This is a genomic window from Prevotellamassilia timonensis (assembly GCF_021531665.1).
In the GTDB taxonomy this organism is placed as follows: Bacteria; Bacteroidota; Bacteroidia; order Bacteroidales; family Bacteroidaceae; genus Alloprevotella.
Genome location: NZ_JADYUH010000001.1, coordinates 65,298 through 78,524 on the forward strand (window position 1 = coordinate 65,298; position 13,227 = coordinate 78,524).

12 protein-coding genes are annotated in these 13,227 nt (G+C 52.8%); 1 reads left to right on the plus strand and 11 read right to left on the minus strand.

Annotated elements, in window-relative coordinates:
* Positions 1 to 23: 23 nt before the first annotated feature.
* Positions 24 to 170, plus strand: coding sequence for a hypothetical protein (locus I6E40_RS00265; protein WP_235384842.1), 147 nt, complete (start codon positions 24 to 26; stop codon positions 168 to 170).
* Between the two features lie 256 nt (positions 171 to 426).
* Here I6E40_RS00265 and I6E40_RS00270 read toward each other — a convergent pair whose 3' ends face one another.
* The 11 genes from I6E40_RS00270 to I6E40_RS00320 all read right to left on the minus strand — a co-directional run bounded on the left by I6E40_RS00270 (position 427) and on the right by I6E40_RS00320 (position 13,173).
* A complete protein-coding gene (locus tag I6E40_RS00270; protein ID WP_235384843.1) occupies positions 427 to 639 on the minus strand; it encodes an XRE family transcriptional regulator in 213 nt (70 codons plus the stop codon).
* 242 nt (positions 640 to 881) lie between these two features.
* Positions 882 to 2,018: a gliding motility protein GldN gene (gene gldN, locus I6E40_RS00275; RefSeq protein ID WP_235384844.1), complete on the minus strand. Its 1,137-nt coding sequence runs from the start codon at positions 2,016 to 2,018 to the stop codon at positions 882 to 884.
* A 6-nt stretch (positions 2,019 to 2,024) separates the two neighbouring features.
* A complete protein-coding gene (gene gldM / locus I6E40_RS00280; RefSeq protein WP_235384845.1) occupies positions 2,025 to 3,581 on the minus strand; it encodes a gliding motility protein GldM in 1,557 nt (518 codons plus the stop codon).
* Between the two features lie 61 nt (positions 3,582 to 3,642).
* Positions 3,643 to 4,653 carry a gliding motility protein GldL gene (gene gldL / locus I6E40_RS00285; RefSeq protein ID WP_235384846.1) on the minus strand — a complete coding sequence of 337 codons (1,011 nt, stop codon included), beginning with the start codon at positions 4,651 to 4,653 and terminating at the stop codon, positions 3,643 to 3,645.
* 85 nt (positions 4,654 to 4,738) lie between these two features.
* Entirely contained in the window at positions 4,739 to 6,190 is a 1,452-nt protein-coding gene (locus I6E40_RS00290) for an SUMF1/EgtB/PvdO family nonheme iron enzyme (protein ID WP_317207384.1), read from the minus strand.
* 200 nt (positions 6,191 to 6,390) lie between these two features.
* Complete coding sequence (locus I6E40_RS00295) at positions 6,391 to 7,338, minus strand: PorP/SprF family type IX secretion system membrane protein (RefSeq protein WP_235384847.1); 948 nt, start codon at positions 7,336 to 7,338, stop codon at positions 6,391 to 6,393.
* A 294-nt stretch (positions 7,339 to 7,632) separates the two neighbouring features.
* A complete protein-coding gene (locus I6E40_RS00300; protein ID WP_235384848.1) occupies positions 7,633 to 7,854 on the minus strand; it encodes a DUF2795 domain-containing protein in 222 nt (73 codons plus the stop codon).
* Between the two features lie 91 nt (positions 7,855 to 7,945).
* Positions 7,946 to 8,485, minus strand: a complete 540-nt coding sequence (locus I6E40_RS00305) for a cob(I)yrinic acid a,c-diamide adenosyltransferase (RefSeq protein WP_235384849.1) — start codon at positions 8,483 to 8,485, stop codon at positions 7,946 to 7,948.
* Between the two features lie 79 nt (positions 8,486 to 8,564).
* Positions 8,565 to 9,143 (minus strand): hypothetical protein, encoded by a 579-nt coding sequence (locus I6E40_RS00310; RefSeq protein ID WP_235384850.1) that lies wholly within the window; start codon positions 9,141 to 9,143, stop codon positions 8,565 to 8,567.
* Between the two features lie 396 nt (positions 9,144 to 9,539).
* Entirely contained in the window at positions 9,540 to 10,193 is a 654-nt protein-coding gene (upp, locus tag I6E40_RS00315; protein WP_235384851.1) for a uracil phosphoribosyltransferase, read from the minus strand.
* A gap of 31 nt (positions 10,194 to 10,224) precedes the next feature.
* Entirely contained in the window at positions 10,225 to 13,173 is a 2,949-nt protein-coding gene (locus I6E40_RS00320) for a sialidase family protein (RefSeq protein WP_235384852.1), read from the minus strand.
* Between the last annotated feature and the right edge of the window lie 54 nt (positions 13,174 to 13,227).

The following is a 13,227-nucleotide window of genomic DNA, read 5'->3' on the forward strand; positions in this document are numbered from 1 at the left end:
TTTTACGGCATCAAGTCACTCCCGTGCGCCGCCTCGTCATTCCTTCCCGCCGCCTCGTCATTCCTTCCCGCCGTCTCGTCACTCCTTCCCGCCGATTTGTTACTTACCGCTCGTCGAGTGGTAAGTTTACCGTTCGCCGAGTGGTAAGTTTACCGTTCGTCGAGTGGTAAGTTTACCGCTCGTCGAGCGGTAAGTAACGAACCCTAAGGAAAAAGTGACGGAGCCTAAGGAAAAAGAGTTAAAGCGTCTTTATTGCTTCCCTTTCTTCCTTGCGAAGTACATCTTTTTGCGGAATTGTATAAATTATTTCATTTTCCTCATTCTCTGTGGCTTTTGTATGCTTCCGAGATATGTTTTCGCTGCTATTTGGGGCATTTTATAGACGAAAAGCGACGGCGGAAGAAGGGGGCGCGATGTGGAGTCCTTTCACTTTTCTTTTTGTAAATCTTCCGAGAGGTCGGCGAAGAAGTCGTGGTGGAGGACTTTGGAAATGCGGCGCAGCAAGAGCGTGTCGAGGCTGGAGCGTCGGTAGATGTTATAGACGTTCGTGCGGTCGCAGCACAAGGCTTGCGCAAGCCAGGTTGAGTTTTTTCCCTGTCTCTTCATGAGTTCTTGGATGGCTTCTCCGATGTGTAGCATGTCGTTTGGTTTGGTTGCTTTTATACACAAAGAGGGGAATCATCGGAAAAAAATATCTTCTCAGCGCAAATTTTTCTGTTACTGTCCCGTAAACATACTTAAGGCGGTGTGTCATATCTTAGCCATTCTGACGCACCTTCGGGGGTGTATCCAAAATGTGTTTTGACACACCCCTATATAAGAAGAGGGAACGTTACAGCGTTGGTCGGCTGAGACGTTCCCTCGTTTGTTCGTTTGTTTGTTCAGTGTCTTTGTCTGCGCACGCTGAGTCCGCTTCCGGAGCCGCTCTTAGGCTTGGTGGCTTTGGTTTTGGTGCTCTTCGTTTTGGACTGCTTCGGTGCTTTGGAAGTTCCGGAGGAAGAAGAGGAGGACTTGACGCGGGTGGTGCGAGCGGAGGTGGTGCGTCGCGAAGGCGATGCGCTTCGGCGTGCCGTTCTGGCTGCCTTTCCTGCGGCAGCGATGGAGTCAGCCTCAGCCGCGGCGAGGGAATCGGCTTTCAAGCGAGCGTAGTAGGCAGAATCCCTTCCCCAGACGTGTTCTTGGAGGTCCGTGAGTTCTTTTTCGATTTTCTTCTGTTCCTGCTTGACGGCAGTTTCGTCGGGACAGTAGTTCGCAATGAGTTTGTCCTGCAGGTTCACTGTCTTATAGATTTCCCCTTCGTAGCGATGGGTCGTGAAGAAATCGTCAGCCGAGAGCATGGCAGCGTTGTTGAGTGAACTTCCCATGAGCATGAGTTTGCCGAGATAGGGCGCTACGTCAGACATTTTCACCCAGAACATGGGATACTGTGCCAATTCTCCGCCGAAGTCTGCATCGCCTCTCATGAGGACGGGGCAGAGTGCCGAGACTTGTGTGCGGAAGGTGGCGGTGTGTTGGTCAAAGTAGGTGCTTTCCTTGATGAAGAACGCCTTGACTTCATCGGAGGGCAGGTCTGCATCGTTCACCCTGACTCTCTCGTCCTTTGACTCGTAGAAGATGTGATAGCGGTCCATGATTTCCTTTGCCTTGACGACGTTGTCGGCGGTGAATTTCTCGTTTCCGTCGAGTTTGTAGTCGTAGGCTTTGACCTGTCCTCGCAGCACGAGTTTGAAGAGATAGGTGAAGAGATTCTCCTTTCCGTCTTGAGGTGTCACGGGATAGTAGAGGACGGCGTTAGCGTCTTTGGTGAGGTCAAGTTTTCGATAGAGGTCTCTTCTCCAGGCGGCGTCTTCCGGCATCGCCTGTGCGGTGGGGAACTGTCTGTAGGCGGTTCCTTGTGGCGCGTTGGCTTGTGCCTGTCGTTTTTGTTGTTGTTCGGCACGTCGTTTGGGCGGCTGTGCCACTGCTGCGGTGGCGCAGGCAAGGCTCAGAGTGAGCAGAGCAAGGCGGATTATGTTCATTGCGGGTCAGTTTACGATGATTTCAAGCGAACCGTTGAGCGTTCTTGTGATGCCGTCCGGTCCGATGGCTTTGACGCGTGAAATATAGAAACGTTGTCCTCTTCGCAATTCTCGCATGAGGTTACGTTGGTTTTCGGTGAAGTTGGGTCCTGAAGAGGGCTCGGGGCGGAAGTTGCCCATGCGGTCTGCGAAGACGGTTTCAAAACTGAGGACTTTGAAGGGAATGTTGAGGAGTCCGTCGTCAATGGCTGCGCCGAGTCCTTGTGCACCGAGGAGCGTTCCTTTGGCGAGTTTTCCTCCCTTGAAGCGGTCCGTTCCGACTTGGATGAAGGCTGTCGGGTCGGGGAGTTTGCGCACCTGGAAGGTAAAGACGCCCATTTGGCGGGCGGTGCCTTTGACTTGTCCCGTGACGGTGAAGGTGACGGTGGAGCCGACTTGCGTGGGGCGTGCCGAATATTTCCCCGTGCCCGTCTTGGTGAGGGTTCCTCCCGTCATGGCAAGGGTGATTTGGTTGTTGGGAATGCCCGAGGCACTGACGGAGATGGGGTTGTCAAAGCCGGCGTAGAGCACGTTCATGAGGTCGGCTGCCACGGTGGCTCCGGCGGGCGGGGCGATGACATTGTACTTCTGCGTGAAGTCGCGGCGGATGATGTCGCCGGCGGCGTTCGGCATGAGGATGTAGCCGGAGAAAGAATACTGTCCGGGCGTGTTGACGGTGAAGTTGTAGTTGCCGTCGGCTGCGATGCGGCGTCCGTTGACGTAGATTTCGGGTCGTTGGGTCGTATCTACCGCTGCCATGAAGATGTGGGAGCGGAAGGTTTCTCCGGGATAGAGCGTGGTGGCTTCCGCGCTGACGTAGGCGTTGAGCTCGTTGACGCGGATGTCTTTCATGTCAATGTTGGAAAGGAGGCTGTGAACCACCTCGTTCTCCGCTTTCCTCACGTCGCTCTGGAGTTTGGAGAGCATGGTGCAGGCAGCGATGGAGGGCATTTGCTCGAACATGTACTGCTGCCAGTTCTTGCCCAGATTGTCCTCTCCCGGCGGCACGTCGGTGTTGAGGTTGGAGGCGATGATGGCTTGTCGGCGCGGGTCGGAGACGAAACTGAGAATGCGGTTGCGGAAGGAGTTGATGGCGTTGAAGAGGTTTTCGCCTTGTCCTTTGCGCGGTGCGAGCATGATTTTCTCCGCGGCGTTGAGGTCTTCCTTGTTTTGGAGGTTGTCGGGGTCGCCGTCGGGACCGTCGGTTTCTCGTGCGATGGCTTGGCGGAGGTCTTCGGCGAGATTGTAGAGCGAGTCACTCATTTGTTTCACCTGCATGGCTTTTTCATACCACGGTGCAACCTTGTTGTGGTTCGCCTTGAGTTGCGTTCGGAAGTCTTTGTAAAGTTCCTCGTTTTCTTTCATGGAGTTTCCCGTGGTGAGGCGGAGACTGTCTCCCACGAGTTGAAAACCCTTCAGCACGTCGCTTGACACATTCAGCGCCAGCATGGCCAACAACACGATGTACATGAGGTTGATCATTTTCTGACGTGGCGAGACGGGTCTTTTCTTGATGGTGGACATGATGAAAAAGGGTCTAAGAGGTCTAAAAGGGAGAGGGAACTAATGGTTTGAGACTTGAGGCTCAGAACTGCTGCGGCGTTTGGAAGCCTTGCTGCGGTGCTTGTCGGTTCATGTTCACGGTGAGTGCCTGAATCATGCGGCCATAGACACCGTTGAGTTCTTCGATTTGCAGGGCGAGGCGTCGTGTCTGCTCGTTGATTTGTTCGATGGTTCCCACTTGCTGGCTGATGCTTTTGAAGTGGAGGTCGTAGGTTTTGTTGATGGCAGTGAGTGTTCGGTTGAGGTTTTCCATTTCCTCGCTGTCGCGTGTGAGTTTCGCGCTCTGCTGGTCCACCTTTTGGAAGGTGTCGGCGAGGGTGCGCAGTTTCTCAATGTATTCTTGTGTGGCTGCTTCCATCTCGGGCGAGAGGGCGGCTTGTGCGCGGCGCAGGAGTTCGTCGTTGGCGGCGCGTATGATGGCAGCCAGACGCTGTGCTTCGTTTTCGAAGGGTTCTGCTCCTTCGGGTGTGTTGAGGGCGATGGCTTGGCGGGCTGCTTCCACGGGGTCGGGAGCCACGGTTGCGGCAGGTGCTTCGGTTGCGGCTGCTTCGCCGGACTGCGGGGCAGGCGCGCCGCCCATGATGATGACAGAACCGCCGGCTCCGCCCGCATTTCCTCCGACAAAGGGTTCGCCGCCACCGATGACAGTGCCGCCACCGACGGCTGCGACGTGAGGCATCGGAGCGTTTTCGTTTTCGGGAAGTTCTTCTTCGTTTTCAGGAAAATCTTCGCCGTCTTCGAGTCGCAGGCGTGCTTCGATTTCCTCATCGGTTTCATAGTCGTGCGGCAGTTCTTTTCCGATTTCGGATTTGTCGAAGGGACGGTCAAATGCAGAGAGGAAGAACACCACGACTTCCGTTCCCATGCCGATGAAGAGCATGATGTTGCCGCCCGGCAGGTGGGTCAGTTTGAAGAGCGCACCGAGGATAACGATGGAGGCGCCCCAAGAGTAGGCATAGTTCAAGAAGGTCTGTCCCGGCACGCTGTCCATCCAGTGTTGCAGGCGGATGATGATGTTTATTTTTCTTGCCATCTTTCGTAGCTGTGTTTTTGTTTCGTTTGGGTTTTGGAAGGGAGCGTGGAATCTGTGTTTCCCTTTGCTCCGACTTCATGTGGTCTCATTTTTTCTTTTTTCCGGAAGAGACAGCACTTGTGGTGGATGCCTTGGAGCGGACGCAGCGGAACCCGACATAGGAGCGCGGCTGGTTTTGATATTCCCAACTTCTCCACGCCGATTTGATGAGTGACATCGGGTCTTTCCAAGAGCCGCCGCGCACGCTTTTGCGTTTGAGGACGTAGGGGTCTTCTTTGGCGGCATTATAGACAAGTTGCGGGTTGAGGTCTGCCATGGCGTTGACGCCGGCTTCCGTATAGACCGTGCTGGTCCACTCGGCAACGTTGCCCGCCATGTCAAAGAGTCCGTTGGAGTTGGCACCGTAGATTCCCACTCGGGATGTGATGAGGTTGCCGTCTTCGGTGTAGTTCCCTCGGTCGGGTTTGAAGTTTGCGAAGAAGCAGCCGTCTTTCGATTTTGCCTCATCGCCTTGCCAGGGATAGGGATTTCCTTCCTTTCCTCGTGCGGCATATTCCCACTCGATTTCAGTCGGGAGACGGTAGCGTTGGATGTAGCGTGCCTGCGGGCCGAGTCCTCGGAGCAGATAGTTCGTTCGCCAAGCGCAGAAAGCCTCTGCTTGTTCCCAGGTGACGCCGACGACGGGGTAGTCGTTGTAGTTCGGCGAAGAGAAGTAGAGTTTCATGTACTGCTCCTGCTGCGCGTTGGGGAAGTCGTTCACCCAGCAGGTTGTGTCGGGATAGACGTTGACGATGTAGGTGTTGAGGAAGTCGTAGAGGCTGGAGAGCGGTCGTTCAATGGTTTGACGGATGATTTCTCCGTTGTCATTGACGTAGGCTGTGTCTTTGGAAATCATGATGACCTCATCGGGGTCTGCCGGCGCGTCGGTGTTGAGCGAGCGTTCTTTGGGGTCGAGACGATATTTTCTCAGCGCCGCTTTTTCATAGTCAAAGATTTCGTAGCGATAGATGAGTTGTTTGGCATCCAGCATGACGGTTCCGTCGATGGGATGAGTGTAATAGACGCTTTGGATGGCTCTTTCCTGTTCCTCGGTCGGCTTTTTCCAAGGAATGGGTTTTGCCCAGTTGAGATAGGGCTTGACCGGGTCTCCGTTTCTGTCCTCTTCGATTTTGAAGGTCTCGTCGCCGCCATATTGCGGGTCGGCGAGTCGTTCGCGGATAATGGAGTCTCTAACCCACTCGACGAACTGTCTGTACATGGAGTTGGTCACTTCGGTTTGGTCCATCCAAAATCCATCGACGGAGATGTCTTTTGAGGGCGTGACGGTTCCCCAGAGCGAATCGTTCTGTTCAAGTCCGGTTTTGAGGTATCCGCGTTTGACTTCAATCATTCCGAAGGGCGCGGGTTCGTTGAAGGCCATTCCTTTTTGGCCGGTGACTTCGCCTCCGTTTTGCATGGCTCTGCTGTTTCCGAAGCAGGAAACGAGCAGTCCGCAGAGCGTGGCTGTGAAGAGGATGAAAGGAATCGTGTATTTCATTGTGCTGTTGATAGAGTCAAAAGTCTAAGGTCAAGAGTCGATGGTCTATAGTCTATGGTCTACGGTCTATGGTCAATGGTCTATAGTCAATGGTCTATAGTCAATGGTCAAGAGTCTATAGTCAATGGTCAATGGTCAATGGTCAATGGTCAATGGTCAATGGTCTATAGTCTATGGTCTATGATCGAAGATTGTTTTTGTCAGAGGAATCGTACGCTTCGGTGCAGGTTTTTGCCTCGTTTGCTAAAGTTGAGGTCGAGGCGATAGGCGAGCGTGATTTCGTGCTGCCCCGCGCCGAATCCGATGCCTTCGGTGTTGGCTTCGTAGGAATAACTGAGGTCCACGCCGTGGAAGGTTCCTCCGACAAAGCCGGTGACAGAGTGTTGCGGGCTGTAGGTCACGCCGCCGTAGAGGCGTTTGCGTTCGTTTTCATAAATCAGCCGCGCCGTCACGTCTGCGCGGAACTCCGTGCCGTCGTAGCGCAAGATGGCAGAAGGTGCTAATGTAAAAAACGACCTTTTGGGCGTAATATTGTATCCACAAATAAAATTATATGTGCGTTCTACCTTCATTTCGTTGGTTTCGCCCAGCAAAACCGTGGGCGCGGTGAGGTGTTGCGCTGCTAATCCCGCGTACCATTTCTTATGTGTGAACCATATTCCGGCGGAGGCATCGAATTTTGAACCGCTGAGGTCTGTGGTTGGGAAAGCCGGGTCGTTGGCGTCGCCCAAATCCGCCTTTGAACCGTTCACGCTTTCGTTCAGCATGTCCGCCGAGGCTCCGATGCTCATGTTTCCACCGAAGAGTTTGAAGTGAAAGGCATACATGAGCGAAAACCTTTTGTGTGAGAACAGACCGAACTCGTCGTTCATGAAACTGGCGCCCACGCCGTGGCGTGTTTTTCCCAGTTGCAACGCGATGTCCGCTTCGGCAATCATTGAAGAGCCTGCGTCCTCGTAGCCTGCCGCGTGGGTTTGAATGGCTCCCACGATGTTCAGTTGTGGTGTGCGTCCGGTTGCTGCCGGGTTAAGTGTGGGTTCCAGTTGCCAATAGTGAGCAAATGCCGGGTCTTGTTGTGCCCGAACGGTGAGGGCGGCGACAAGAACCGACAGCAGGGTCAGAAGTCGAAGTGTGTGGAGTGAGCGCATGAAATGTTTGTTCAGTTTGCGAGGCTCGCAGGATGAGGAAAGAGTGGCTTGGGTGGTGTGGGTGCTGCGGCATTGGCGAGGAAGGAGCGGATGGAATGTCCTTTGGTATTCATTCCGTGGCGGTTGCCGCTTTGGCGAGCACGGGCAAAAGTACGAAGTTTTTTTCTAACAGTTTCACAGTGTGACACATTATCCAAGAATCCCTCTTCGCAAGCCATCGCAAGACAAAGTCTGCGGAACGAGCGCGTTGGTTCGTTCCGCAGACTGTTTTCGTGAATCTTGTTGCGATTCTTTTCAATATTCGTCCTCGTTGAAGAGGAAGTCTTCTTTTGTTGGATAGTCGGGCCAAACGTCTTCGATGGTTTCGTAGATTTCGCCCTCGTCTTCAAGTTCTTGCAGGTTTTCGACCACTTCCATCGGTGCACCCGAACGCATGGCGTAGTCAATCAATTCATCTTTTGATGCAGGCCAGGGCGCATCTTCCAACTTTGAAGCTAATTCCAATGTCCAGTACATGATTGTCTAAATTATTTAGTTAGTGATTTTGTTTTGCTATCTCAAATGTGGGCGCAAAAATAAGACTTTTCAGAGAAAAAGCTTAGTGTTTTCACACTTTCTTTTCTTCTGTCCCCGCGAGTGCGTTGATTTTCCGCGAAAGGAGGTAGAGAAAGTCGGAAAGACGGTTGAGAAAGATGAGGGAACAAGCCGGAATGGCTTCTTCGCCGAGCCGCCACGTTGCACGCTCAGCGCGTCGGCAGATGCAGCGTGCCACGTGGGTTTCCGCGGCGGCAGTGCATCCGCCGGGAATTCGGAAGCCGTCAAAACGAAGCTCATGGTCTTTCACCATGGCATCCATGGTTTTCTCCAAGGCTTTGATGTCTTCATCGGTGGGCTGGTTTGCGGAATTGGGAGCCGCCACGGCTTGTGCGCCGATGGCGAAGAGGATGCGCTGGGTGCGAAGGATGAGTGCCGTTTCAGTTTTCAGTTTGTCTGAGATTTCGGGTGAGAGTTGGCAGAGGAGCAGTCCGAGATGAGCGTTCAGTTCGTCAAGTGCTCCGACGGCTTCCATTCTGTCGTCCGTTTTTGCGCATCGTTCTCCGTTTGCAAGATCTGTGGTGCCGTGGTCACCTGTGCGTGTGTATATCATAAGGTTTGTGTGGCTGAGGGGATGTTTGAGAAGATTTGTGGGAGGGTCCGGGTGGCTGAAAAGCCGTGGTTGTCGGGCGTCAGAAATAGTTTATGGTACGGTGTTCTCGTTGCAGGTCAGGTCGGAAGAAAATCAGTCCGAAGTCTGCGAGGTCGAAAGAGACTTGTGCTTTTTCGTGGGCGAGCAGTTTTTTCCATGCGCGGCTTCGTTGTTTTGATGCGGCGATGTGTGCGACGATGAGCAAGCCTTTGGGTTGGAGCAAGTCCATCATTTCGCTCCATTTTTCCGGTGGGAAGTTTGTTCCGAGGCAAATCAGGGTGGCAGGTCCCGGTTTTTCGAGGAAGACAGAGGATTTGGACCCCATTTTCAGTGCGGTTCGTGCTGTGTTTTCTTCGCCGAGTGCTTCGTATGCGGTTTTGGCGTGTGCGAAGTTTGCGAGTCTGAAGAGCAGTTTGTAGTCTTTGAGTCTGAATTTGTGGCTGGATTCTTGTCGGTAGAGTTTTTCCAGCGCGTCGTAGGCATAGTATTCTCCCTTTTCGTAGATGACCCCTGTCACGAACTGAAAGGCAAAGGGCGAGTGAATGCCGTAGCCGCATCGGTGTCGAAATCTTTTGAGCCAGCGGAAGGGGCGTAGCAGACAGGAGAGCGCTCTTTTCATGTTGAAAAACGTTGAAGAAGTATTAAGGAGATTTTTACAAACTGAGGCTGTTAAGAAGTTGTTAAGTGCGCGATTTGTAAAAGTGAACCCCACAAATTGATGGGTTACGGGTTAAAAGATGTTTAGTTTCTTCTGTTTTTTTCTTTCTCTTTTGGTGAAAGCCTGGGAGTCCGATACTTTTGCACCGTGTTTTTCATAGTATTAGATTTAAGGTTAACAAGGTTGGGATACGTTTGTATCCCTTTTTTCAAAGGTAAACCTCTTCCCCACCCCTTTTTTTAGGGTTCAAAGGAAGCTCGTTACGCTGTGAAGCGGGAGTAAATCTGGATTTAATTTTGAGCCTGCACGAACGCCCCGAAGGGTTTTGTGCAGGCTCTTTTTGTTTTCTTTTTTTGTTCAGATTTTGATGCCGAAGGAAAGGTCTCCGGCGTCTCCGAGTCCCGGAACGATGTAGGCGTCATCGTTGAGGATGGGGTCCACGGCTGCGACCCAGAGTGTGACGTTGTCTTCCGGGAACGCCTTTTTTAGGTGTTCGATGCCTTCTTGTGCGGCGATTGCGCAGCAGATGTGCAGTGTTTTTGGTTTTCCGTGTGTGAGGAAGGCTTTGTAGGAGAGTTCGAGGCTTCCGCCTGTGGCGAGCATGGGATCCACCATGAGGAAGGTGCAGTCAGTCAAGTCCGGTGCGGCGATATACTCCACGTGGATTTTGATGTCTTCTTTGTAGCCTTCTTCGCGATATGCGGCGACGAAGGCGGAGTCTGCCTGGTCGAACGTGTCAAGGAATCCTTCGTGGAAGGCGAGTCCGGCTCTCAGCACGGTGCCGACGACGATGCGGTCATCGTAGGTTGGCACTTTTTTCACGCCGAGTGGTGTTGTGATGTCTTTTTCGGAGTAGTGGAGGGTGCGGCTCACCTCGTATGCCATGGCTCTTGCGACTCGTTCCATGTTTCTTCGGAAGAGCGTTTTGTTTCCTTGTGTGTTCACGTCGCGCAGTTGCGCCATGTGACAGTTGATGACGGATGAGTGTTCACCCAGATTGATGACTTTCATTTTTTCGTCTTAATTTTATATACTCCACCTTTCACCGTGCGAGACGTTTTTTTCTGTCCGAGCTGATGTAGATTCCAGTTGCGGGAGCGTGAAGGAGTTGTCGTCCGGTGAGGTCATAGAATTTCAGGCTTTCGTTTTTTGTTTCGTCCGCCACGTTCAGGATGGCAGTGAGTTGTTCTCCTGTGGGAACGATTTTCCATTTGGATGCTTCTTCTGTGTCCGCCCATCCGACGACGGAGCAAGATTCGAGTTTGTTGTCGTGGAGCCAGGCGTGTGCCGTGTTGGTGGAGGTGGTGCTTTTGAGCGTGCTCCATCCTTCGGCGGAAGAAGTGACCAGATATTTTTCGGCTTCAGTTTCCGAGGCTCTGGGCACGGCTGAGAAGTCAACGCCAATTTTTCCCACGTAGGTGTCCGCTTCTTTGTTATAGATTTTCCAGGTTCCGTCTTCGTTTTCGAAGAAGACAAATTTGGCAGTTTCTGCTGTTCCGTCAGTTGTGCCGGTGAATCGGTCAGACGCCACAGTCATGAAGTGGCCGCTGTGTGCTTTGTTTTGAATCGTATAGACTTTCCGGTTTTCAAGTTTGATGGCAGCGTTTTGAAAGGCATCTTCGATGAGGTTGCATGCGTTCAGATAGCCTTCCATGGTAGGGTTGTTCTCATAGACTGTTTCCACGTTGGCGAGTGCTTGTTCCAGTTCTTGAGTTTTACTTTTGTCGAGCATTCCCACGGCGTTTCCGGTGGGCAGTCCCTTTTTTGCATCGATTTTTTCTTTCAGGAGCGCCTTGATGTAGTCCGTGTGGTTGATTTCTTTCTTGAAAGTGTAGGCTCCGTTTGTGATGTCCTCGAGGCTGTAGGATTTATAGACATTTGTGTAGTCAGCCCCGTAGGTTGATTCCTCATAGAGGAAGGCAATGGAGTCGTTTGCCTGCATTATCATGGTGGAGTAGGCAGAGCCGATGTAGGATGCTTGGTGGTTTCCGTCCCAGTTTGCAGCAAAGGTGTTGGGGTCTGCCATGTCTTCGAGTGAAGCGAGTTCTTTGTAGTAGATTCCGACGTTTTGACGTGAGGAAGCCATGGGAACGGATTGTAGTGCGACATAGACTTCTTTTCCGTCGCTGTTTCGGACGGCGGGCACAATCATGATTTCTCCGTTGCAGTCAGCGCCGAAGGTTCCGTTGTTGGAGGCTTGTGATTTAGCCACGGTTCCCCATTTTCCTTCTGCTTTGTTGATGTCTGTGAAGGTGAAGAAGTTGAAGAATCGTCCTCCGCCGGTTCGTGAGCTCAGCACTACTGTTCCGTCAGGCAGTTCTTCGCATTTGGGTTCGTTTCCGCTTGGTGCGGGGAATTCTTCGTAGCCGAGTGAGTTCCAGGTTTCTCCGAAGTCATCGGAGTAGAGCACGCGGTTGCCGTTGTCTCTTGTCCAGAGAGCAGCGTAGAGGCGATAGTAGTCTTTCACTTTGACGAGTCGGCTTTGGCAGATGCGTCCTGAGCCGAAGAAGATGGAGCGTACGGCGTCTGCGCGGTTGTCGAAGATGGAGTAGATGTCTTCTGTGATGTCCTCGTAGGCTGTCCAGGTTTCTCCGCCGTCATGACTGCGGAATCTTGCCACCGGGTTGGGGTTTTCGCGAGTTCCTTGTGTGCAAGGCATTTTGCCGCAAACAGAAATCAGGAGCACTTCATTGCTTTCTCTGTCAGCCACCACGGCAGCGTCTCCGAAGCCGCAGTCTCTGGAAGCGGCGTTTCCGGTTCCGTCACCGATGGTGAATTGAGTTCCCCAAGTTTTTCCGTTGTCTTTTGAGATTCGTGCAACGATGTCCACTTCGCCATATCCGATGTCAGCGCGGCAGGGTCTGTAGTCGCTGATGGCGATGAGGTTTCCGTTTTTGGCTGCGGCGAGTGCGGGGATGCGGTAGGGGATTGCTCCGGAGCGTGTGATGAAGAGGTCTTGTTGCGGTTCGGGTTCAATGAATACTCGGCTCACTTGAACTGTGAAGTCATAGAGCACGACGTTGTGGTTGTCCCCTTCCACGACGAAAGCCGTGGATTGTTTTTCCAAGCCGCTGACGCTGATGGTTTGTTCTTCGTTGGTGACGTTCATTGTTGTTTCGCCTGCCTTGATGGTTAGAGCGTTGGCATTGGCGGCAGCGTTTTTGAACTTGAAGTTATAGCCTGTGATGACCCATTCGGCTTCGACGCTCAGTGTGGCTGTGCAAGAGCCGGTTGTACTGGTGAGATTTTTTCCTGCTGCGATGTTGATGTTAGTTCCGTTGACGCTCATGTTGTTCGCGCCGGTGTTCAGAGTCAGCGTCGGGCTTGTGGTGGAAGACTGCCAGTTCGAGGCGTAGGTGTGTCCGCTGTTCCAGACAGTGAAAGCGCCGTTGTTGAGATCCACGGTGCAGGTTTTGCTGACCGGGGAAATGATGATGGCGGAGCCGTTGTCATAGCCTCGATACCAGAAGGCGAGTGCTCCCCCTCGGATGTTCAGGATGTTGTTGCTATAGCCTTTTTCGCTGACATAGTATGCTCCTTGCACGGTGAGTGCAGAGCCGTTGCTTGTGGCGGTGGCTGCTTGGAAGTTCCAGAGGTTTGTGTGGGTGGAAGCGTTCAAAGTTGCGATGTCGGCGAGGATGGCGTAACTTGTTCCGTCGTTGCTGCCTGTGATGGCAGTGGGAGCGGTGAGCGCTTTGGTTGCGCCGGCTTGTTTGTTGAAAATCATGAAGCCGTCCGTTTCGTTGCCGACGAAACACCAGAGGTTCTCGTCCGCTGCGTTCAGATAGCCTCCGACGGTGATTTTGTTGGCTCCGTTGTTGTCGGAGATGCGCAGTTTTCCGGCTCCGATGGTCATCGTGTACCACGTTGTGTTTTCGGCAAACTCTCCCGTTGCGGTGAGAGTGGTCGGTGTGAAGGGCACGTCAGCCCAGACGCCCACGGAGGTGAAGACCGCGAGGGCAAGGGTTGCTAATCGTTTGATGGTTTTCATATTTTTGATTCTATTTGTTTATAAGGGTGTGAGCGTTTTCTCGCTTCCCCGTTT